The 20,810-nt window shown below is 58.2% G+C and carries 15 protein-coding genes and 1 pseudogene; 5 read left to right on the top strand and 11 right to left on the bottom strand.

Features of this window, described 5'->3' with window-relative positions:
• The first annotated feature begins 524 nt into the window (after window positions 1–524).
• Complete coding sequence (locus tag ACVIYL_RS43095; protein ID WP_310883045.1) at window positions 525–701, top strand: hypothetical protein; 177 nt, start codon at window positions 525–527, stop codon at window positions 699–701.
• A gap of 376 nt (window positions 702–1,077) precedes the next feature.
• Here ACVIYL_RS43095 and ACVIYL_RS43090 read toward each other — a convergent pair whose 3' ends face one another.
• The 5 genes from ACVIYL_RS43090 to ACVIYL_RS43070 all read right to left on the bottom strand — a co-directional run bounded on the left by ACVIYL_RS43090 (window position 1,078) and on the right by ACVIYL_RS43070 (window position 8,581).
• Window positions 1,078–1,314, bottom strand: a complete 237-nt coding sequence (locus ACVIYL_RS43090) for a hypothetical protein (protein ID WP_310883044.1) — start codon at window positions 1,312–1,314, stop codon at window positions 1,078–1,080.
• A 52-nt stretch (window positions 1,315–1,366) separates the two neighbouring features.
• The gene (locus ACVIYL_RS43085) at window positions 1,367–2,485 is read right to left on the bottom strand and encodes a branched-chain amino acid ABC transporter substrate-binding protein (RefSeq protein ID WP_456781519.1); all 1,119 of its coding nucleotides are present in this window, start codon (window positions 2,483–2,485) and stop codon (window positions 1,367–1,369) included.
• Window positions 2,486–3,710: 1,225 nt separating this feature from the next.
• Entirely contained in the window at window positions 3,711–5,423 is a 1,713-nt protein-coding gene (locus ACVIYL_RS43080) for an MFS transporter (protein WP_456781518.1), read from the bottom strand.
• A 568-nt stretch (window positions 5,424–5,991) separates the two neighbouring features.
• Window positions 5,992–7,425 carry an IS4 family transposase gene (locus ACVIYL_RS43075; RefSeq protein ID WP_456779677.1) on the bottom strand — a complete coding sequence of 478 codons (1,434 nt, stop codon included), beginning with the start codon at window positions 7,423–7,425 and terminating at the stop codon, window positions 5,992–5,994.
• Window positions 7,426–8,275: 850 nt separating this feature from the next.
• The gene (locus tag ACVIYL_RS43070) at window positions 8,276–8,581 is read right to left on the bottom strand and encodes a hypothetical protein (protein WP_456781517.1); all 306 of its coding nucleotides are present in this window, start codon (window positions 8,579–8,581) and stop codon (window positions 8,276–8,278) included.
• Window positions 8,582–9,547: 966 nt separating this feature from the next.
• Between ACVIYL_RS43070 and ACVIYL_RS43065 the strand changes: the two genes are divergently transcribed.
• On the top strand, window positions 9,548–10,129 hold the full coding sequence (locus ACVIYL_RS43065; protein ID WP_456781516.1) for a LabA-like NYN domain-containing protein: 582 nt from the start codon (window positions 9,548–9,550) through the stop codon (window positions 10,127–10,129).
• Window positions 10,130–10,346: 217 nt separating this feature from the next.
• On the opposite strand, the gene ACVIYL_RS43060 is transcribed toward ACVIYL_RS43065, so the two are convergent.
• Together ACVIYL_RS43060 and ACVIYL_RS43055 are read right to left on the bottom strand one after the other, a co-directional pair.
• Complete coding sequence (locus ACVIYL_RS43060; protein ID WP_310883039.1) at window positions 10,347–10,562, bottom strand: hypothetical protein; 216 nt, start codon at window positions 10,560–10,562, stop codon at window positions 10,347–10,349.
• Window positions 10,563–10,868: 306 nt separating this feature from the next.
• Window positions 10,869–11,198, bottom strand: a complete 330-nt coding sequence (locus ACVIYL_RS43055) for a hypothetical protein (protein ID WP_456781515.1) — start codon at window positions 11,196–11,198, stop codon at window positions 10,869–10,871.
• 1,214 nt (window positions 11,199–12,412) lie between these two features.
• Here ACVIYL_RS43055 and ACVIYL_RS43050 point away from each other — a divergent pair.
• On the top strand, window positions 12,413–13,552 hold the full coding sequence (locus ACVIYL_RS43050; protein ID WP_456781514.1) for an 8-amino-7-oxononanoate synthase: 1,140 nt from the start codon (window positions 12,413–12,415) through the stop codon (window positions 13,550–13,552).
• Between the two features lie 878 nt (window positions 13,553–14,430).
• Here ACVIYL_RS43050 and ACVIYL_RS43045 read toward each other — a convergent pair.
• Both ACVIYL_RS43045 and ACVIYL_RS43040 read right to left on the bottom strand, forming a co-directional pair.
• Complete coding sequence (locus ACVIYL_RS43045; RefSeq protein ID WP_456781513.1) at window positions 14,431–15,150, bottom strand: carbonic anhydrase; 720 nt, start codon at window positions 15,148–15,150, stop codon at window positions 14,431–14,433.
• An 11-nt stretch (window positions 15,151–15,161) separates the two neighbouring features.
• Window positions 15,162–15,887, bottom strand: coding sequence for a thermonuclease family protein (locus ACVIYL_RS43040; protein ID WP_310883035.1), 726 nt, complete (start codon window positions 15,885–15,887; stop codon window positions 15,162–15,164).
• Window positions 15,888–16,571: 684 nt separating this feature from the next.
• On the opposite strand from ACVIYL_RS43040, the gene ACVIYL_RS43035 reads away from it, so the two are divergent.
• On the top strand, window positions 16,572–17,516 hold the full coding sequence (locus ACVIYL_RS43035; RefSeq protein WP_456781512.1) for a prephenate dehydratase: 945 nt from the start codon (window positions 16,572–16,574) through the stop codon (window positions 17,514–17,516).
• Between the two features lie 673 nt (window positions 17,517–18,189).
• Here ACVIYL_RS43035 and ACVIYL_RS43030 read toward each other — a convergent pair.
• The gene (locus tag ACVIYL_RS43030; protein ID WP_456781511.1) at window positions 18,190–19,020 is read right to left on the bottom strand and encodes a nodulate formation efficiency C protein; all 831 of its coding nucleotides are present in this window, start codon (window positions 19,018–19,020) and stop codon (window positions 18,190–18,192) included.
• A 797-nt stretch (window positions 19,021–19,817) separates the two neighbouring features.
• The gene (locus ACVIYL_RS43025) at window positions 19,818–19,964 is read right to left on the bottom strand and encodes a hypothetical protein (RefSeq protein ID WP_456781510.1); all 147 of its coding nucleotides are present in this window, start codon (window positions 19,962–19,964) and stop codon (window positions 19,818–19,820) included.
• A gap of 314 nt (window positions 19,965–20,278) precedes the next feature.
• On the opposite strand from ACVIYL_RS43025, the pseudogene ACVIYL_RS43020 reads away from it, so the two are divergent.
• Window positions 20,279–20,452 (top strand): annotated as a pseudogene (locus ACVIYL_RS43020) (hypothetical protein); the annotation flags it as partial.
• Window positions 20,453–20,810: the final 358 nt, after the last annotated feature.

Genomic DNA, 20,810 nt, shown 5'->3' with positions numbered 1-20,810 from the left:
CGCCTTGCGCATCGCGTCTCGGCGGCATCCAGAAAAGCAATTCCGGAGCCGGGCGGCTCATCGGGCTACGCAAGTATGCATCTAATTTGCGGTCGATCATGAGTGAGGGTGGAAAGGACGCCGTCGAATGGGCGTCCGGATCTGAAGCCCCTGAAACGCGATCGGCAGACCTTCTCAGCGGGAACGGCGATCGCGTCGTCAGCCTGGATAGGTTTCGGGGGTAGTGCGCTCCATCGTCAGCGTGACGTGCAAGTCAGGCTGGCAATCGAAATCCGAAGTGATTATTCGTTTCGGCACCAAGAGGACAAAGCTCGACGTCCTGGCGCGTCATGCCAGCGAGTTTATGTATGTACGAAACGGACCGATCTGTAGCACGGATAACACATTGATCCGCTCGGCGAGATAGTTGGATCGCTGCGTACAGTGTTTAGTGGCGTAGAAAGGCCGATGTGCCCGTACAATTACGGGGCAATAGGGTGTGCTTGAACTGTCGTTCGCGGGTATTTGGTCGGATAGAGGGTCAAATGAATCATGCGGTTGGGAGCCGCTATGAACTGTCGACAACGACAGATGAAGAGCGTGAGCTGGTGCGCTGCAGACAGGAGATCGCCCGTCTCAAACAGCTCGTCGTGCAGCTTTCTGAACTCGTCTTGCGCAATGTCACCCAGAATGCAGAGGGCCGAAAGCCGCAATCCGACTGACGCGCTCGGCCGTATACCGAATGGTCAATCCGCAGATGATGGACATTAGACAATAGCCATTATGATCCGCAGCGCGGCGTCCCCCCGGGGGGGGGGAGCGGCCCCGCCCTTGTTCTTCATGGGGCGGGGCCGCGTAATTTCCGGTCGAACCGCTTCGTGGATCGATGGACATGAGTGATACGTATCGCACGGAAAACTCTGGGTCTGCAGGCTCTCGATCAGTCGATTCATTTTGTCGACCGCTCATAGATCTGCGTCAGGGCAGGTCTAACAAGCTCCATTGCCTCCAACCTGGTGAAAGGCGTTGAACCTGGAGAGCGGACCGTGCATCGATCGGGTAAAGGTCAACGATCAGCGTTTGCATGCGGTGCTCGCTTTATGCCGATAGTGATCCACGGATACCAAGCTGCTCCACAGCGAGCTTTGATATCTCTGCTGGATCGCTAACCCCGCTTGCGCCGATCTCGATAACCTTCTTTGCGACGATTTCGGCGATAGGGTCGTCACGATCAACCAAGCAAAGCGAATGCAGTGTCCGTGCATAGGCCAAGCTCAGACATTCAATTTCTTCCGGCCGTAGCTTGCAGCCCTGGAGTAATCGATCGATCGGCATTGATCATCGCTCCGGGAGACACGCCAGCTTTGATGCGTCGGCCTAGGATGCGTCAGAACGCGCTCGGGTTGGTCTCGCTATAGCCGCCCTTGTCGTCCCACCTGTAAACGACATAGTCGAGTTGCTTGATGTCACCCTTGGCATCGTATTCCAGTTTGCCAATCACCGTGTCCCAGGAGCCCGCCTTGATCACGTCCATCACCTTCCTCGGATCCGTGGTGCCGGCTGTGATAGCGGCCTGGGTCCAGACCTGCACCGCAGCGTAGGTGTAGAGGGTGTACCCTTCGGGATCGATATTCCTGGCTCTGAACTTGCTGACGATGGCAGTCGCCGCCGGCTTCTTCCGCGGGTCTGGCCCGAAAGTGAAGAGCGTGCCCGCTCCAGCTGCGCCGGTGATCGAGGCAAATTCCTTGTCAGCCAAGGCGTCACCCGACATCAGTACGGTCTTCAGGCCCTGATCACGCATCTGGCGCAGGATGAGACCTGCTTCCTGGTGATAGCCGCCGAGATAGACGAGGTCGATATTGTCACGCTTCAGGCGCGAGACAATCGCATTGAAATCCTTGTCGCCCTTGTTATAGGACTCGTAAATCTTCTCGATGACGCCGGCCTTGTTGAGGGCCCTCTTCGTTTCGTCGGCAAGCCCCTTGCCATAGGTGGTCTTGTCGTTGAGAATGCCGATGTTCTTGCCCTTGAAATGCTTGGCGATATAATCGGCAGCAACCTGGCCCTGCTGGTCGTCGCGACCGCAGACGCGCGCCACGTTCCATAGTTTGCGCTCGGTGAACAGAGGGTTGGTCGAGGCGGGCGTGATCTGCAGTACGTTGCCGTCCGCATAGGCTTCCGAAGCCGGGATCGACGACGAAGAGCAAAAGTGCCCGGCAACGAATGGGATCTTGGCGGCAGCGATTTTCTCCGCGACCGATCGCGCCTGCTTGGGATCGCAGGCATCGTCCTCAATGTCGAGGGCGAGCCTCTTGCCGAGTACGCCGCCGGAAGCGTTGATCTGGTCCATCGCCATCTCGGCGCCGTTCTTCATCTGCCGCCCGAAGGCGGACTCGCCCCCAGTTATTGGCCCAGCGACGGCGATGGTGATGTCCTCCGCCAATGCCTCGGTGGACAGCGCAATCAGTGCTCCAAACGCAAAGCCGATCAGCTTGAGTGATGTCATGGATGGTCCTCACAAGGTAATGCAGCGGCGAGTAAGTCGAGCAAAGTAAAGCGAGCCCGGCGACGGCCAGCGCCTAAAAAGCAGCCGGAGATAAAGTCACGGTCGCGCATCGAACCCCTTCGAGTGCACTGTCATGATGGAGCAGCAGCCACCTTGAGCCGGTGGAGAAGCAGTCCGTCACGCCGAACCATATAAAGGTTCGAGGAACTATCGGCAGGCACCTCATCGCCCGAAAGCAGTACAAGGACATTTTCCGATGCCGTTCCAGTAGAGTGATGAGCCGGGGCGTCATACGCAAGGGTAGAGCAATATCAACGAGCAACGTTACCGTACAAACGTTCGTCCCGTCTCATTCTCGCAACGCGTTGCCCATCTCATATCGCCCGCCGCTCGTTCAACGCGCGGGGCTACGTTGAACGAACACTAGCGGAATCATGCAGCCAGGAAAGTAATAGCTCGGTCCGCAACGTACAGAGCCCGCCGCGTCAGGAATGCGTACGCGACAGGCGGGCGGTCCGGACAGGAGAGAGATGAGGCGATCTTTCACACCGTCCCCCGTTTGAAAACAATCAACATGTCTCACCGACATCGACGGAGGCAGCCATAAGCGAGCGCAGAGCTGTTTTCGCTGTCCTAGCTGCTGGCCCGAGGGAATCGCGATGCCCTCGGCGTCAGCCGAGCCGCGACCAGGTCAGAATCCTTGTCGGTCCTTAGAGTTCGTAGAACTCCGGATATTTGATGGCGGGGTCAGCCTTCGTGACGCGACAAGGCAACCGGCGCCCGTTTCAAATGAAGGCAAAGAGGAGCAGGCTCGAGCAGAGGAGCGGGACGCTGGTTGCGGTCAGCGCGAGGAGACTACCGGAGACCAGGTCATGATTGCGCATGAATCGCCCTCGATTGTACCTATAAGGAGACACAGAGTGGCAGTTCGCTAAGCTGAATTTTTGGCGATTCTGATTGCACTATTCCTGCTTTCTCTGCGTGATGGTGCATCTTTGCAGCGTTATTGCGTCGTAACTGGTTGAAGCGCGGCATAACAAGAGCGGATGGAGTTCGAAGCCTGTCAGAAGTGCATAAGTGCTCGAGTGACGCGGCCAGCGAGGCTGGCCTTGGTCATGAGATCGGATTCGCTGGCGGGCTGCTCGCACTTTGAACTATGCCCGAAACAGACCTTCTGCATTCGAGCACATCCGTCCGCCAAGGCTCCGGGCTTCGGCAAACCGGGTTACTTGATCGGCCTAAGGGGGCGGCTACGTGCGTTTGCCGTGCTTGCCATCTCGGGCCGCATTTCCACCCTCGCGCCCTCGCGCGTGTCGTCCTTCCAGCGTACCGAGCCGAATGGCCTCTCCAGCATGCGGCGGACACGTACCGGCGCAGGGCCGATATGAAAGTGAATGGCCTGCCGTTCCAGGGCTCGTTCCGACTGGGTCGGGCGGTTGCGCCAGCGCAAATAATCGAACCACGTCGGAAAGTGATAACGCTCGGTCCAGAGTTCGGGATCGGCGATGTCGCGCGCGATCGACCAGCCATAGGCGCCGTTGCGCTGGCGGGACAGTTGCACGTCTTGCATGACGTTGTGAAACGCTCGGGCATTCTCTTGTGCAATTCGGTATTCGATTTCGACGACGAGCGGCCCGCTGCGTCCGGTCAAGGCGAGCCGTACTTCGGGATCGGCGAGCAGCTCAGGCTCTTCGCCGCGCGCGCCGACACGGGGCATGGGTAGCCAACGGCCGATGAGTGGTGAGGCGAGCATCAGGGCGGCCGACACCAGCAACGCGGTTTCAACGCCGGCCGCGTCGGTCAGATGGCCCCAACCCCAGCTGCCGACGGCGATCCCACCTGAGCTCGCCGCTTGATAGGCTGCAAGCGAGCGTCCGGTCACCCAGCGCGGCGCCGACAGCTGCACCCCGATGTTGAACACCGCCCATGTCATCATCCACACGGCTCCAGCCAGGACCAGTGCCGCCGCGGTCAACACCGGTTGGCGGCTGAGTGCGACCGCGGCCATCGCCGCGCCCATCGACAACGCGCAGGCGCGAATCGCGGCTTCGCCGCTCATTCGTTTGCGGATCTCGGCGATGTTCAGCGCGCCGACCACGGCACCCAGGCCGAAGGCGCCGAGCATGATGCCGTAGGTCTGGGCGTCGCCATGCAACACGTCCCGCACTACCAGAGGCATCAGCGCAGTAATCGCGCCGCCTCCGACGCCGGTTACAAGGGTGCGAAGCAATACGACCTTGATCGATGGCGAATTGCTGATGTAGCGCACGCCAGACACCATTGCGCGGCTCAATCTTTCAGGCGGCAGGCGTGAGGGGGTGCTGACGCGCTTCCAAAGGAACAACGCGACGATCAGCGGCAGATAGAGCAACGTGTTGAGCGCGAATGCGGCCACTGCACCTGCGGTTGCCACCACGACTCCGCCGATGGCCGGACCTACGCTCCGCGCAATATTGTAGCTGATGCCGTTCAGCGCGATGGCCGCAGGCAGCTGTGCTTCCAACGGCACTTGTTCGCTTACGGATGATTGCCACGCCGGTCCCATAAGTGCCATGCCGCTGCCGACCACAAAGCAGAGTACGAGCAAGACGTTCGGTGTGGCCAAGCCAAGCCAGACGGCCACCGTCAGGCCGGTTGCGCCGCCGAGCGCGATGCCAAGCGAAACAAGTGCCACGATGCGGCGATCGTACATATCAGCGATTGCGCCCGCTGGTATCGAAATCAGCATTACTGGCAGCAACAGCGCGGTCTGCACCAACGCCACCTTGTCAGCCGATGACGTCATCTGCGTCATCGCCCAGGCTGCACCGACGCCTTGAATCAAGCTGCCGACATTAGACAGGAGGCTCGCAAGCCAGATGCGCCTGAAGGTCGCGTGCCGCAGCGGCGCCGTGATGCCGTCGGCACTACGCGTCTGGGCTTTGGGTGAATCGGTCATATCAGCTCATGACGATCTACCATGATTTGATCTTGGTAGGGATCACAAGGATGTTCCTGGCGCGATATCGCGTTCAGATCCTGGATGGCGGTGAAATGAAATGCTTCGATCGCGCTTGATTGACAGTGATCTCCTGCTTTTGCCGCCTTACGCCTCATAGCCGCGCCGCAGACCGGCGTTATATCTGCAATCGCCTATCGCAGTAAGATCGCTTCTGATTGTGGCTCAGTAGATGCCAGAGATCGGATGACTTAAAGGCTGCCTCAACCTATTCGCTCCAGCACGCTGCCTGCATGGTCTTGTTGATAGATCGTGCTCACTGGCAGCATCAAACTTTGTACGAATCGGACAATCGGGCGTGAATCTCCGAGCGCGAAACGGTTTTGCGTCGCGATAAGCTGAACGACCGAAACTCCATCTCGAACTTCTCAATGCCTCATAGCTGAGCAGTGATTGACGGAGATTATTGTGCCAAGTGGTTTCGTGTCAGAATGGATCTTGGAGAACGTCGGCGAGAGTATCTGGTTCTGGATCGAGCCTCTGAGCCCGTATGCGGGGCAAGGTTCTTTCAATTACCCATAATTTTTGCCTCGATCGCAGCTCCCCGTTCGATGTCGGTCAGCCGCGATAGTCCGCGCCAGATCATGGTATTTCCTGGAGGCGGATCGTTGGCTCGGGCCAAATATCCTCCGAGCCGCGCGATCTTGACGACATAGTGCGAGAGCGTGCTTCGTCGAGAGCAGTCGCCACCCCTGTCTTTCACCAAATGATCAAGAAGCCTGATTTCGGGATCTGTCAGCGCGGTTTGCGGTAGGGTATTGGGCGAGGAGCGATTGAGCATCGTCATCCAGAAGACGCGCCAACTCACAATGCAGAAGACCGCGATCAGATTGACCAGACGCTCAGCAGTTCGCAATTTTGAGTCCTCTGCTTTGCAGCCAGATTTGAGGATCTTATGGAAGACTTCGATCTTCCACCTCAAGGCATACCATTCGATCTTATTGATGGCGTCCTTGCGCGATTGGACCGGGAGATCGGTGAGGAGCTTCCACTCGATTTTCTTTCGCCGCTTCGGCCTTCCCCGCTCCTGAGCGTGGATCACGGTCAGAGTGAGTGCGGGATATTTCGTCTGTTTGCCGATCGGCGGCAGGACGCGTATCTTGCGGTACCTGATCTCAAGAACGGCGTCGTCGGGATCGCCTTTGTCGTCCTTGACCTTGATCCGATGTAGACCCTTGATCGTCACCTCGTCCATTTCGTCGGCAATTGTATGATTGCCGTCCCCGGCAAGCCGATCAACACAGGTTCGCACCAGGAAATGCGTTCCGACCTCCTCGGCCAGGCAAAACAGCTCATAGATGTCGCTCTCGCGATCACCAATATGAACGCATCGTCCAGGAGCAGCGAGAAGGTCGGTCGATTGCCGTAAATTCTCGAGCCAGCGGATGCTCTCCTTCTGCTCGATCGGCACCCGTGTCGGATTGATCTTTCGCTTCAGCGCCGTCGTCCCCTTGAACTTCTTGCGGGTCCAGAACTTGATTGCCGACAGTCCGAGCGGAAGCCCCTCGGTCGTCACGGCGAGACTCGAATGCATCAGGATGCCGCACTGTGTGCGTCCTGCCGTCTTGCCCGTAAAGCCGATCAGATCCGGCTTCTCGCGCTTGAAGCTGAATTCCGTCGTGTCATGGAGGACGAGGATCGGTCCCTCCGTCGCCGCTACGCGCCCGCGCGTCGCCTCGAAATGACCGCAAAGAATATCCGCCTCATTGACCCGCTCGTTGGAGAAGAAGCGATAGGCGGCCTTTGTGTTGGCCCAGTCCTGACAAACCAACGGGATGCTTTGACCCATGTCGCTCCCGACTTGTGCGAGCAATTTGCAGAACCGGCGACCAAGCCGCTCATCTTTAAACTCGCATCCCGCAGCTTCTCGATCAACCCACGTCGCGATACCGGTCGTCAATCGCTGAGCACGCGTCTCCGCGCGTTCCTTCACCAACCCCATCGAGCACCCCACTTCCGAATCAGGTGCTCAACAATGAATCACAACAGATTCTGCCGATTCAAGATTTCGCCCGCCGCGCCTCGCTCAAATCCGAGTCAAATGTGGGTAATTGAAAGGGCAAGGTTTCCAACCGCAGCGCCGCTAAGGCCATTGGGATGGGAGTGGTTACGCGCTGCAAGGCAGACTCGTGGATTGTTCCCGCAGCCAGCTCAAGCGCTTTCGGTTCAATGATGTCTGCTCGAACGCACGGGTGTCTCCTCTTCAGCCTGTTTGTGTGGAGTGTCGGGATAGGCCGCCGATTGCGCTAAAACTGTCGCCCAGCGTGACATGACCCGAGGCCTCGGCGAAAGCGTTCGTCGATCTATCCAAGGGCAGGGAATGGGCACAAAAAAGCCCTCCGCAGCGTGGCCGATGTCTGGGAGACAGCGTTGCCCTGCGATGCATGAGAGGGTGCGTTATCGGCGCAGACATTGTGTACTGAATGGGCCATCGTGCACGTGCATGTAGCAGGGTATTCGGGCTGCAACATATGGTTTGTGCCGCATCCCGCGATCCAACGTTTGTCGTCTTCTGCAGAGCTTCTCTTATTTGCCGACCATCGCTTGATCTGATCGACGATTGTTCTGGGGCCCGGACGGGCGCGCCGCACGACCGGCCCCAATTTCTTCAGAGCGCCGACGAGCACGTAGGCCATTTCACCGCCGGATCGCTGGACGGATCTTGTCACCGCCCTCATAAGATTCGCGAACGATGATCGCGCCGGCGCCGCATGGCGGCCGCCTGTCTGCGCCGCACATAACCTCCGGTCGCAGCGCGCGACCGGAGGTTTGCGGACGAGAGGGCTTACGCGTTATTGACGCTTGCCGCTTGTCGGCGCACCGCTGGTTGCGGCGCCGCCAACCGTCCCCTTGTGGGTAGTACCGGTGGTGCCAGCTGCACCCTTGGTATCCTTGGCCGACTTCGTCGACTTCGTGCCCATTTTATCGCCCGCAGCGCGGGGTTCAGGGGACGCATCCTCATCTTCGCTCATGCCGCCCTGTACGCTCTGTGCGCCGTTGTGACCCTTGGTGTCGGCTGAGAGGCCTTGGGCGAACACAGGGTTCACAAGCAAGGTCGCAAGTGCGCATGCGATCACAGAGGTCTTCACTAACTTCATCCATCTCTCCTGGATTGATCTTTTCGCGACGGAACGATTCGGTGATTCCCCGCGCCATTCGCCTCCACCAGACCGGTCATATCGCGTCAACAATGCGAACGGCGCGGTCGTCATAACAGTCTGTTTCGTGTGGTCATCGTTTAGTTATTTTCGGGCCATTTCGCGGAATTACCCGTCTCACTTGCGGCGACATAGAACACGTGACCAGCCGCAACGATCTGCTTGCGGTGATCTTAGAACATTCTGTGGACGCTCATCCCACATCCCAACATCCTGCATACCAAGTTCAAGCGGTGTGGTGTCTAGGACTTTCCTTGCTCGTAGGCGCGCCCTGCTGCGCGCAGGCTGTTGCAAAGCAAGAGACGCGCGCTTCCAAGAGCTGGCTGTGTGGCGGCTATCTGAATTTGGCTTACGCGACGTCGTAAGACGCGCGGAAGACCTGAACTCTTGTGAGTCTATGACACAGCGTGGCTTATCGCTTCAGGGCGAGGGGAGCAGGCTCCACGCTCGTCTCCGTGGGGGCGGGCACAAAAAAACGCACGCCAGGAGAGAGGCCATGGCAGACCACGTGGCCGCCGTCGTCGATGCCTGGACTGCTCCAAAAGTGTAGCTCACAAGCGGGCGATCAACACGCAGCCGAGGCCCTAGCCTCTTTTGCAGCGCCTCAAGGAGCTGCTCTTGGTCAAAAATGCGATTCTGGCGCGACGTGATTTGCAGGACCGGCAATAGCGCAGTTCCTCGAGCGGTCACCCTGAAAAGAGGTATAGCTCTGCATGAGCCGAACAGGCATGTCGAGCACGTCTACTTCATTGAGTCGGGTCTCGTTTCGCTATGAGCCTCGACATAAATCACGCTCCGTGTCATTGGAAGGGACCCCTTGGCTGCCAACCCTCCAGCTCTGCCTCGCAAGCGGCTAGTGGATAACCTGCGCGGCCCCGCGCATCCATTTTGGAAGCTGGAGCAGTGATGTCCAAATTTGAAAAGCTCGCCCTCTTTATTGACGGTCCCAACCTCCACGCCACTTCCAAGGCGCTTGGTTTCGAGATCGACTACAGGCGCCTGCTTGATGAGTATCGGAGGCGGGGCTCGCTGCTGCGGGCGTTCTATTACACGGCGATTGCCGAGGATCAGGAGTATTCATCGATCCGGCCGCTCATCGATTGGCTGGACTATAACGGCTATACCGTCGTCACCAAGGCAACCAAGGAATTTCTTGACGCCAGCGGTAGGCGTAAGGTGAAAGGTAACATGAACATCGAGCTCGCGGTCGATGCCATGGAACTCGCGGACCATATCGATCAGATGATCCTTTTCTCTGGTGACGGCGACTTCCGTTCGTTGATTGAAGCCGTGCAGCGCCGCGGCGTCAATGTCACCGTCGTGTCCACCATTGCGGTCCAGCCGCCGATAATCGCAGACGAGCTCCGGCGGCAGGCAGATGATTTTATCGAACTAGCGCAGCTGAAGCCGAAGCTGGGGCGCGATCCGACCGAACAGTTCGGCATCGCGACAGATGCCGGCAACCAGGAGTCGGCTAGCGCGGAATAGCGCTACGGTGCTGCGGTGACGGCAAGTGGCCGTAATGCCCGGCGACCCGCGGGCTCCATGCGAGGAGTATCTCTTGATGACGTCCTCCTGTCGGTGGTTCTCGCGCCTGTTCATGCTGTTGTAGACGCCGATGCCATCCTCTCGGAAAGGCCGGCACCAGCGGGGATTGCTGACTGGCTGTAACGCGCTGTTCTCGGCAGCACGCCTTCCCGCGTCCTCAGATGGGACTGACGATGGCTTCGGCCGCATCCCGCACGGGCTGACCAGCTGTGCTGGACCAGTGGTCGGATTGCCGTAGTTCGCTCCCAAGCCGCATCAGGCTGCACTGCAGCCAAAGTGTTTCCTGCTTCTCGTGCCCGCTACGCCGAAAAAGCGCTTCGGCATATGCGCGCATGCGGAATCGGTAAAGCAGTCGATAGAAATGACTGGCCATGTCCTGCTCCTGGTCCAGTTCGCCAACGAGACGCTTTCATCGGGTCATTGTCTTCACTGAGCGCGATGTTTGAATGCAATTTTATCCCAAAAGCGCTTGAAACCGGCCTTGGAGTCCCGTCTCTTGATGGATTTCACTCCAGGGATAGCGGTTCACGACATAAAGGCGCAGTGGCAAATTGGATCTCCACCCATGGAGATCCATACTTGAGCTATGAGTTAGAAGCGGATGGCAGGCAGGGATGTGGCCAAGATCAAGTCGACCTCGTGCCGCACCTAGCCGGCATTCTACGATCAAGTCGCCGTCTTAGATGCCGCGAGAACTCGTGCACGCCACTATAAAAGCATCCAGCAGGCTTTGAAGACTTTCGACGTCTACTAACAACCTATCCGACTCTTCGCGCTCTATTGTGCCGAGCGCATAGGACTCGCGTAGGCGCCTGGCGTGGTTCACCCTTTCGCGGCCGTTCGCGGCTCGCTTTTCGACAAACTCTAGCTGTGCGGGATCATGACGGAGCCTGTCAAACTCGCCGAGCAACAACCTCGTGACCGTTTGTCGTTCATGGCTGGTGAGATCAGTGCTGTAGAGCACATTGAGATAACGATCGATGTTGGCACGCGTGACGTACCCGTACATGTCGCCGGTCCTCTATGTCCGGGACGGTTCCTGGGAAAGAGCCCATTGTACCGCCCAACGACATCACTAGCAATTGTTGCTGTTTGAGCCCGCCATTGCGGAAGGGCTCGACCATTGCGTTTGATGATCATGGCACAGAGCCTTCGGAACGTGCTCTTGTGGTCCATTCTGGGCAGGTCAGCGATGATAGCGCGCGGGTTTGTCCGTTTCGTACAATTCTTGCGTCCTTTTTGAGGACGATGCACGCCGGCCGCCCTTCCCGGCTGTGATCGGCAAATATCAAATTGGGGGAACGGGGCAAAAACAAGCTCTGCCAGAGGTCAGTCTCGAGTTGACGCCGGTGAGAGACTACAGGCCCGTGTATCAATCCGGCGGCGACTGCCGGTTCGATCGCATACAATGCAGATCTTTAGGAAGCGTACGATAATGGCTTGCTGCGCTAGTCCAGCGAGATAACTGCCAGCGATTCACAAGACAGCGCATCGCAGTGAGAGGCTCGACCGGTTCAATTCTCGAACATGCCTTGAACAAGTTAATCACCGAACGATTGTGTGGGCTCACGCGCCAAGAAGGTCGGCGGTTTTGTGCGCCAGAATTGGTATCGGTGTCGCAATCGCTCGTGTACGGAGCGGGCGCTTATGATACGATTAGATCACGCTCGCTGATCGAACGCGAGTTCGTCCGCTTTGTACGAAGTTTTCGCGCGCGTGGGGAAGTGCAATCTGCCAATATAACTACGCGAGGGCGGAGTGGCCCGCACCGCGATTGGTTCGCCCTTTCGGCGGGCGTTCGGGAGGGCCTTTTAGGTCCGGACAATTGGGGGAGGCGCAGCTGTCTTCGCGTGACGCTGGCATCAAGGTGAGCAGCGTCGGCATCACCGGCGTGGGCAAGCTTGTCGAGAATCGCGTCGGTGTGCTCGTCTTGCTTGCTCATTCACGTTATGGAACGAAGTCAAGGGCGTGCGATTGGTGGCGTCGCTGAGCGATCCTGGTGCGCTTGATCGCGACCGGCAGAATAAGAGTCAGCCGAACAAGAGACTTGTTCGGCTGACGTTAGTTCATAACCGATGGACTGCAGACGCCGTGCGTCTTCGGCCAGCGCGCTTCGATCTACATGTAAATCCGTCGCGCGTCGATGACATGGCACAAGCTGAGAACTGTGCCACGAAGACTCGATCGGTCGCGCCCGGCTGCGGGCGGCAGGATATTTGATCAATGCACCCGCCGCTTAATGCTTATGTCGCGGCTCTAGAAGCCTTGAAAGAAGACGATCGGTTGCGCGGCCTGAAGCCGCGCACAGGGATCGATTTTGCGTCGAACGATTATCTGGCGCTGGCGAATGCGCCTCGTATGAAGAAAGCTATATTCACCGCGCTCGATGCCGGTACGCCGATCGGAGCTGGTGGGTCACGGCTCCTGCGCGGCAATTGTGAGGAGCACGAAGCTCTCGAATCGGAGGCGGCGCGGTTCTTCCGGGCGGAGACAGCGCTGTTCTTCGGCGGCGGTTACATCGCAAATTTTGCTATTCTGACAACGTTGCCGCAGCGGGGCGATTTGCTTGTTCTCGATTCGCTCGCACACGCCAGCACCCATGAAGGCGCACGAGCGGGCCGAGCCGAGTTCCGGCTAAGCGCCCATAATGACCCCGAATCGATCGAAGACACGATTGATGATTGGCGCGCCAAGGGCGGAAAGGGGCGCGTCTGGATCGTGGTGGAGAGCCTCTACAGCATGGACGGAGACTTCGCGCCCCTTAAAGATCTGGTCGCAATCGCCGAGCACTACGAGGCGTTCTTGGTCGTGGATGAGGCTCATGCCACAGGTGTTTACGGCGAGCAGGGACGGGGCCTCACTGCGCCCTATGAGGGGCGCGAGAATCTCTTGGTGATCCACACCTGCGGCAAAGCACTGGGCGCGGCGGGCGCACTTGTGACGGCTTCCGGCGTATTGCGCGACTTCATGGTCAATCGATGTCGTCCATTCATTTTCGCCACCGCGCCATCACCGCTAATGGCCGTCGCGGTGCGAGAGGCAATCTTAATCCTGCAGGAGGAGCCTGAACGGCAACGACAGCTGATCGATCTGGTCGACTTTACACATCGGCAGCTCGTCGTGTGCGGTCGCGCGAGCTCTTCGAACTCGCAAATCATTCCTTATGTTGTGGGCGACAATGCCCGCGCGATGCGGCTCGCCTCTGCACTTCAGGCGCGGGGCTTCGACATCCGTGGGATACGGCCGCCAACAGTGCCTGTGGGAACGGCACGGTTGCGGATCTCGCTGACACTTAATGTCGTGCAAGATGATGTATCCGACATGATCGATGCGTTAGTCGAAGAGACTTGGGGCGACGTGTAATGAGGCCGCGCAAGATGATCATGAGGCTGATGTTGGAATCGGCAAGTTGGTCTTCAAAGGTGCGCGCCGACGCACGCAGTGGTGCCCTTTGAATCGAGCGCTTCGGAATCAAATTGACAATACTCACCTATGCAGAGCCGTCAGCGCTATTTGAATAGCATTCTCAAGACGTCCATCGATCCTTGAGTGCCGGGCTTGAGGCATGTACGCGAAGGCGCAGAAAATCCGGCGTTCCAGCGGTTGATCGCAACTGTTGCGCGCGAGATAAGTTCCGGTTTATTGCGGATCAAAAGTATGCTCTTAAGATTGATCCAGCGATGCGCCGTTTCCGAGACTGGCGGTCGCTTCGTTGGCTGATGCAGGAGAGATCGTCCGATGCCGTCTCGAGCAACCGTGTTCCTCACATCGGCCGGCTGGGCAGCCGTCGTGATCGTAATTCTGCTGTATGTAATCTTCAGCCCCAGCTGAGCCGGGGACCCTCAACGGGACGATCGGTATCGATGCCATAACGGATGATCCGGCGAGGATAATTTGCTGAAATTTGTCCGGTGTCGCCGAGACCGTGCTTAGATCCCAACATCCATCGCAGCGCATTTCTGCGGCTTCAGTCAACTGTGTTGGCCAGGGTATTGACGGCAGGCATGGACACAGTCGGTCGCGGCAGGAAATTATGTTGGTGCTGGCCGCGCGTTGCCAACATAAGTACGTAGAGTAGGAGGAGGATAAAGAGCCCGCGCATAAAAAGGTATCCCGAAGCTGTATGTCAATTGTGGAGCGGATCACGTCCAGTGCAATTACTGCAGCCGACGGACGCAGGCGAATTCGCGGCAATCACCGGAGCCGCGTTAGTCGTTTAAACGATTGCGAAGGTGCTAAGGTCAGTTGAGCAAATCGACCTTGCCGGTGTCGAGCCGGTACAGACCTCCAACCACTTTTAGTCTGTTCTGCTCGACTGCCGCGTTCAGAACCGGGCCCACCGATTTAAGTTTATGGACGTTATCGATTACGTTTTGCCGGGTCGCATTGGCGAACGCATCACCGGTTTGCTGGCGCGATTCCCGTACTGCAGGCGCGAGCGCAGCGACGAGGGATGGAATATGCCCCGGCGCCGGCTTGTCGTCGTTGAGCGACTTGATCGTGGCGTCTATGGCACCGCAACGATCGTGACCGAGTACCAAGATCAACGGCGTGTTTAGCACGGCGACCGCATATTCCATACTGGCGACCGTGTCACCGTTGGCAAAATTGCCGGCGAGGCGGCAGACAAACAGGTCACCAAGTCCGCTGTCGAAGGCAAGCTCAGGCGCTACGCGAGAATCGGCGCAGCTCAGAACCGCCGCGTATGGATTTTGTCCGTCGACTAAAACCTGACGCTCGCGCTTGAGATCGTTGGCTCGTGATAACCCCTGGACATAGCGGTCATTACCTTCCGTTAGCCGCTTCAGCGCAGCATCTGGCGAAAGCAGGTTGTCCGGCTTGGGCGGTCGCTTTGCTTCCGTCGCATTAGCAATGTTGTCGACAAGCCCCATGCCAACCACCGAGACGGCGAACAGCAGTAGCGAGCGGCGCGAAGGCGTGATCGAACGGTCTGCATGCATGTGTGTCCACCTCATCGCGCGGCTTTACGCCATCCCGTGGCTTCAGCCTCCGCCTCGCTGCAGAGCCAGCGTTCACCCCGCTTCTTCGTCATGTCGATTTGTCCGTAACCGAATTGCCCTGGCACGTGATAGATGCGCTCGCCGTTGCCGCCCACCGTGCCTTTTATCAGACACTCGGGTGAGGGCGGGTCCGATAGCAAAGCGGATCCGAGCAGGAGCTCCTGGGCATCGGTCGGTACCGAGCTCGCGCCAATGATAATCGTTCCCTTGTTGCGGTGACGCCAGTCCCAGGGCGTGATGAACGCCCCCGACCATAGGCCCGCATAAGCATGGCTCGCCACAACCTCGTAGACGGCGTAGATATGGATATTTCGGCCCCATGATAGTGCCCAGCCCGAACGTACCATCCACGCGTTCACGTCCTCGCCTGCAATGAAGCAGCTCCCGAGTGACCTGCCGTACTCATCTCGCCCGGTGGTATGACAATCCCACGTTTGTCCGTTCGAATGCTTGATAAGCTCATCGCGAGCAGCTATGCCGCAAGCCCATTTCTGGCCGTGGGTGTCGAGGCAAATCTGATCCGTTTCTGGCGCGTCGATGCCCGAGAGCCGAATTTTAGTTTGCTCGATCTCGATCGTATTGCCGTCGACGATCCGCGGAGGGCCGCTGAGTTTCGCCGCGCAAGCCGGAGATGAGATGACAGCGAGAAATGCAGCGATCATTGCGCGGCGTTTCATCCCGGCAGCCTTTCGCTCTTGATCCATCAGATCGGAAACACGTACAACCCGGCATTGCCACGTTGGACTTCATGTCGGTTAATTGGTCTGTGTTGCATCATTCTTCGTTTGGTTAGTGACCGCTCTGGTCGATTTCCAACCTACGCCCTGACGCAACGTGAGGTTCAAGCAATTTTCTGCGGTGCGAATGTCACGGTATGCGTTTTGGCGGCCTCGACGTCTCTCAGCAGGCGCGCCCCACCGCGCTTATAATCATCAGCGGAGCCTTGAACTCGCCAGCCTGATCAGTCGAAGAACCAACCGAGGTGCTCAAGAGAAAGCCATCAAAGCAAATGAACCCGACTTACAGCGCGTTCGGGGCACCATCTTGCAACGCAAGATATCGGCGTAGATTCGCTCGATGTGCCGCATCGGGAAACGACCGGTAATGAATGAGCGAGCGGGTGGCTTATGGTGTTGCCGAATTGCGGTACATGGATGGCTCTGCGAAAGTGCACAGATCGGCATTCTTAGGATTGCATTCATTGGTGAGAGAAACCATGCAACTGGGAATGCAATCTGAGAGCGTTGGATAGGACGATAGGACTGGCTTTCTTAGCTTGCGACGAGTACGTTACGGCTCGCATTCAAACCTCATTCATTCAAGCCATGTTGCCAAGCAAGAGGTAGTCTAACTGACGTCGGTTGACGCAACATGCGCTTCAAGATGAAGATCGCACTTCGCGATGGTACGTATCTTCCCGCCGCGCTACGCCGAGCAATACGGGTGGGCCGTCAACGTTGCTCGCGGCCGCGAGTCTCTCACTGAATGGACTTACCTTGACAGCGACAGCGGGCCAGATTGGATATCTTGGACCGGCCGGATCATGGACACATCATGCTTGCCTTGAGCTGTTCGGTCCGTCGGGCCTGGTTCCCATGTCCCAAGACGAATTGATCGGGGCATATCGGAGCGAACAGATTGACCTGGCCTGCCTGCCCATTACGACTTCCCTTGTGGGAGCTACCCCGTTTCTAGATCCGGTTCTGGACCTGGCAAACGTAAGGATCGTTGCCGAATATCCCAAAATGCTTGGCTATAGCCTTCTTGCTCGTCATGGAACGCGTCTGGAGGATGTCAAAGAGGTCCTCGGGCATCCGGTTGCCTTTGAAGAGGTCAAGCACTGGTTAGATTGCCGGTTGCCGCAGGTTCGTCGTACCGCGACGGCGAGCAGCGGCGCCGCGGCGCAAACCGTGGTCAACAGCGAAGCCTTGGTCAAGGCTTCCATTGGCCCCAAATTTGGCGCGGCAATTTATGGGCTGGCTTCGATCGTAGATGGGATCGAAGAAGGTCCGCATAATGTCACGCGCTGGTGGGTCCTGGGCAGGGATAGCCCTTCGCCGACTGAGAACGACAAGACGTCGTTGCTGGCGACCGTAAGGGATGCGGATCTTGCTTCCTTGCTTGCTTCTTTCGCCGGCGCCGGAGTCCAGATCCTGACGATTTACGAGCGACCGGCAAAAACGGGCCTCGATCGGCATAGATATCTGATTGAAGTCGCGGGACATGAGATGATGAATAGTCTTGCCGGGCTGCTTCGCAAGCGCCCTGACATTCGCGTGCTGGGGTCATATCCGCGCCGGTACTGACGGCTTCTACTTGGCACGATCCGAGGCGTTTCGGAACTGGTCGGTCGCCCGCCCAGATATCTTGAGCCACTCATGTGAGGGATATCGCGCCCAGGAAGACTGCCCTTCACGGCGTCGCGAGGAATTGCTCCCTACTTGGATAACGCGGATGGCCTGACCAAGGCGCATGGCGAGCGACGCGTGGACGAGAATTGCTTGCGCGGGCGAAGCCAAAGCTGCGGGTCGTCGATAAACTCAGCTACCTGCCGCTGGAGCCCGACGCGGTGCATCCGTTCCAGCCGTCGCTATGAAACCGGCGACCATGCCGATCACCTCGAACCAGCAGCGTTGCCGAATGGGGGAATGGGCACCGTGTTCGCCGATCCGGTGGTCGCCACCGCGATCTCCCGAGCGGCTCACCACAGCCACGGGCTGACCATCCGCGGCGACAGGTATCGGCTCCGCGCCAAGCGAAAGAGCAGCCTCATCAAGCCGGCCGCCGCTGACGGCGCTCCGGTCGGTTCCGCCCCGTCAGTGGCGGAGCTAACCTTCAACCGACATTATGAACCCGAGGGTGGGGCGGTTCTTCATGGCGCAACGGGCAGTTCCGGATGGCGTTTGACAGTCATCGCATCGATTCCTCGCGGAATGGGCCGCTTCCGAACGCGCGTGCTTTGCTGCTAGTCCGGGGCACTCAACGTGAAGGAGCTGAGCTGCGATCTCGCTCTGTGGGACCATTGGCCGAGGCCTTTCGCGCCCTCTCTATTGCTTCCCGTTCACTTGGCTCTATGCGATCGAACCAAGAGCCTGGAGGAAAGACGGCGATACGCTTGGCAAAAAAAGATTGAGGCTCCCAATCTTGTCCCTCGCTCTTCTCGAAAGTGATGACGCCATTGTGGGTAAAATAATGGGGCCCTGGGATCTTGCAGTTCACCAAAAGCAGAACGCGCCACAGATCTCCCTTTTCAGTCGGCTTGTCATTCGGTTTCGACACGTAATCCACTGCAACCGGTTCAATGATATGGCAGCGGCCGTGCCGCAGAAGATTGCCGAGCTTGCCTTGCGCGGTCGTCACGAAGTTGAAGTTGGCCGGATCATGCAGAAAGCGAAGATTTGGGTTCCTTTCGCCATCTGTAACTTCACTGGCGATCAACGAGAGTGCCAGCGCGCGCCAGCCCAATTCAATCGGCTTTGCATATGTCGACGCAAGTCTAATCGTCCCGTCGGTCGCGATCTTCCAAGTGATAGCGTACCGTTCGTCTGATTTATTGTCCGGGTGCCTGGTCCACGAAAAGTAAACATACTCCGTTCGGTCAACTCCCTCAGCGACTCCCCACGATCGAGGGACGAAGTGAGCCACCTTCGAGACTTGGGAAACGATTTGTTCTATAGTCTCACCATCTTGCGCTCGCCATGTCGACTTGACCCTTTCGACAAGCGCGTTGTCGTTGGCGCGAATATCGTTGATCGTCGCCGCCAGCCCGGCCAGGCAGATCAGCGGCCGACCGATACAGAACCAAAGCATGCGCCTTCTAGACATTTTTATCATTGCTGTCGGCTCATCTGGTTCTCATCCACACTTCAATTCCAAAACGGGACATCCTCAACGCGCTATGCGCGATCGCAAGAAGTTAGCGGCAACGTGACGCGGGCGCCTGCTGATGTCCCGCGTGAGCAGGCGCCGTCCCTCGATGTCACGCGCCGCTAACTTCAGTGGTCAGCCAAAGCCTCAATTTGCAATGCTGGACCTGCCCAGGAGGAGAAGCCTGGACATGCCGATGACTTGCATTCTTCGTGCCAGGCGATAGCCGGCAGTTCGTACGAGATTTGTGCCGTCTTTGTCGACTTCCCGACTTGCGCACGTTTCAATGCTACCATTCAGCCCTATTCGTCGCGACTTCCGTGATTGATTCCTGTCACGCACGGGATCTTCGACAGCCCGGGCGAATGCCTTGCGACAGATTCCTGACGACAATTGGAAGCAGGTTTGCTGCCATCGAACCGTGTGGTTCGGGGCCGTTGCCGTTGCCGTTGCCGTTGCCGCTGCTGCGAAGGGTCGAAGGCGCCTCAGCCGGGTTGTGCTTGGCACTTTGCGGCCAACAACGAAGCGAAGCCGCTCTTCAGCGGCAAGCGATTTGGAATCGACGCTAAGGAAGGCTTCGAGTCGAGCAGACGGGGCGAGATACGGTGGCATTCGCCGCTCGCGCGATGGCGCGTTTTTGGCCCGTCGTCTATCTGTTCGTCGTCGCAAGCCAATAATGGAGGGAGCTGGGCTTCCCCGACAGTCGTGCCGACTGGCAAGAGCGGAAGCCCGAGGTCTTGCTAGCTTCGGCTTGAACCGCTCAACATTTTCGAGAGCATCTGTCTGACTGCCTGATTCATAAATGGTCTTGCGATCCAGCCGAACAGGCCGACCGTAAAGACGGCAGCAGCAAAGACGCCGAGTGCACTCCAAACAGCCATTTTCATTGCGGGCTTCTCTTTTCGTTGTGGGGATTCAATATGCTTGCTTTGGGCAGTATCGCCAAAAACATCCGCGTGACGCCTACCAGGACTGGCTGGTCCTAAAACGACGTGCTCGCTGAGTATGCTGCTGGGCTTAGCGCGTATCTCGTGCGCCTATTCAACACTGATCCTTGGTTGTTGGTGGAGAAGACAGACGCATCGAAGCGTGCTCAATGAACGGTTCGATAGCCGGATTGCATGAAGAGCGTCCTGCCCGGCGCCGTGACCTCTATCGCGCAGGCGCGCCTGTCGCCGGAATGAATTTCGTGGCCCGGCTCGAGTGCCCGGAACTCATGGCGTTCGCTCGGAAGCGGCTGCGGAGTTCGCAACTCTGGGGCAATCCGGACCGCGACCGGAAGACGCGCAAATGGGAGGAGGTTCGCCCGGCGCTGGTCAACATGGTCGCTGCTGCCCGCGAACCGCGCGTTGCATCCGCTCCCGTCGACCGTTGATCCTGGACCTGGTGTCTCTCGTGGAGAAGGCGATCGCTTGTAGGCGTTTGCGTCGTAAGGCGCCTCGGAGAATAAAAATGGCCCGGCCGCCTTGAGCGGCCGGGCGGAGTGTGTCCGGGAGGAGCGACGCTGCTATGCATCGCGCCGGCTTCCATCGGCAGAGGGAGGACAGCCGATGGCTCGATCACGGCGAGGACATCCGCCGAGAATCTGACCGCAGTTAAAGCACAAGCTCAACGTAGCTCAATTATGCCGTGGTATGCGGCCGATATAGCGTGGGATAAGAAATCGACACGAAGGTTTGCCGCTGATGCGTACTTCCGCTACGTGTTGCCGAGTCCAGCAGCGTGGGCGGGGA

This window comes from Bradyrhizobium sp. USDA 3315 (assembly GCF_054056795.1).
The sequence above is the reverse complement of the archived record's forward strand: the minus strand, read 5'-3'. Positions and strand labels throughout refer to the sequence as shown.

Bases quoted from the DNA above. Each gene is read 5' to 3' on its own strand.
- ACVIYL_RS43065 (WP_456781516.1), top strand. From the start codon at position 9,548: ATGTCCAAATTTGAAAAGCTCGCCCTCTTTATTGACGGTCCCAACCTC.
- ACVIYL_RS43080 (WP_456781518.1), bottom strand. From the start codon at position 5,423: ATGACCGATTCACCCAAAGCCCAGACGCGTAGTGCCGACGGCATCACG.
- ACVIYL_RS43040 (WP_310883035.1), bottom strand. From the start codon at position 15,887: ATGAAACGCCGCGCAATGATCGCTGCATTTCTCGCTGTCATCTCATCT.
- ACVIYL_RS43070 (WP_456781517.1), bottom strand. From the start codon at position 8,581: ATGAAGTTAGTGAAGACCTCTGTGATCGCATGCGCACTTGCGACCTTG.
- ACVIYL_RS43045 (WP_456781513.1), bottom strand. From the start codon at position 15,150: ATGCATGCAGACCGTTCGATCACGCCTTCGCGCCGCTCGCTACTGCTG.
- ACVIYL_RS43050 (WP_456781514.1), top strand. From the start codon at position 12,413: ATGCACCCGCCGCTTAATGCTTATGTCGCGGCTCTAGAAGCCTTGAAA.
- ACVIYL_RS43055 (WP_456781515.1), bottom strand. From the start codon at position 11,198: ATGTACGGGTACGTCACGCGTGCCAACATCGATCGTTATCTCAATGTG.
- ACVIYL_RS43090 (WP_310883044.1), bottom strand. From the start codon at position 1,314: ATGCCGATCGATCGATTACTCCAGGGCTGCAAGCTACGGCCGGAAGAA.
- ACVIYL_RS43025 (WP_456781510.1), bottom strand. From the start codon at position 19,964: ATGAAAATGGCTGTTTGGAGTGCACTCGGCGTCTTTGCTGCTGCCGTC.
- ACVIYL_RS43095 (WP_310883045.1), top strand. From the start codon at position 525: ATGAATCATGCGGTTGGGAGCCGCTATGAACTGTCGACAACGACAGAT.
- ACVIYL_RS43075 (WP_456779677.1), bottom strand. From the start codon at position 7,425: ATGGGGTTGGTGAAGGAACGCGCGGAGACGCGTGCTCAGCGATTGACG.
- ACVIYL_RS43085 (WP_456781519.1), bottom strand. From the start codon at position 2,485: ATGACATCACTCAAGCTGATCGGCTTTGCGTTTGGAGCACTGATTGCG.
- ACVIYL_RS43060 (WP_310883039.1), bottom strand. From the start codon at position 10,562: ATGGCCAGTCATTTCTATCGACTGCTTTACCGATTCCGCATGCGCGCA.
- ACVIYL_RS43030 (WP_456781511.1), bottom strand. From the start codon at position 19,020: ATGCTTTGGTTCTGTATCGGTCGGCCGCTGATCTGCCTGGCCGGGCTG.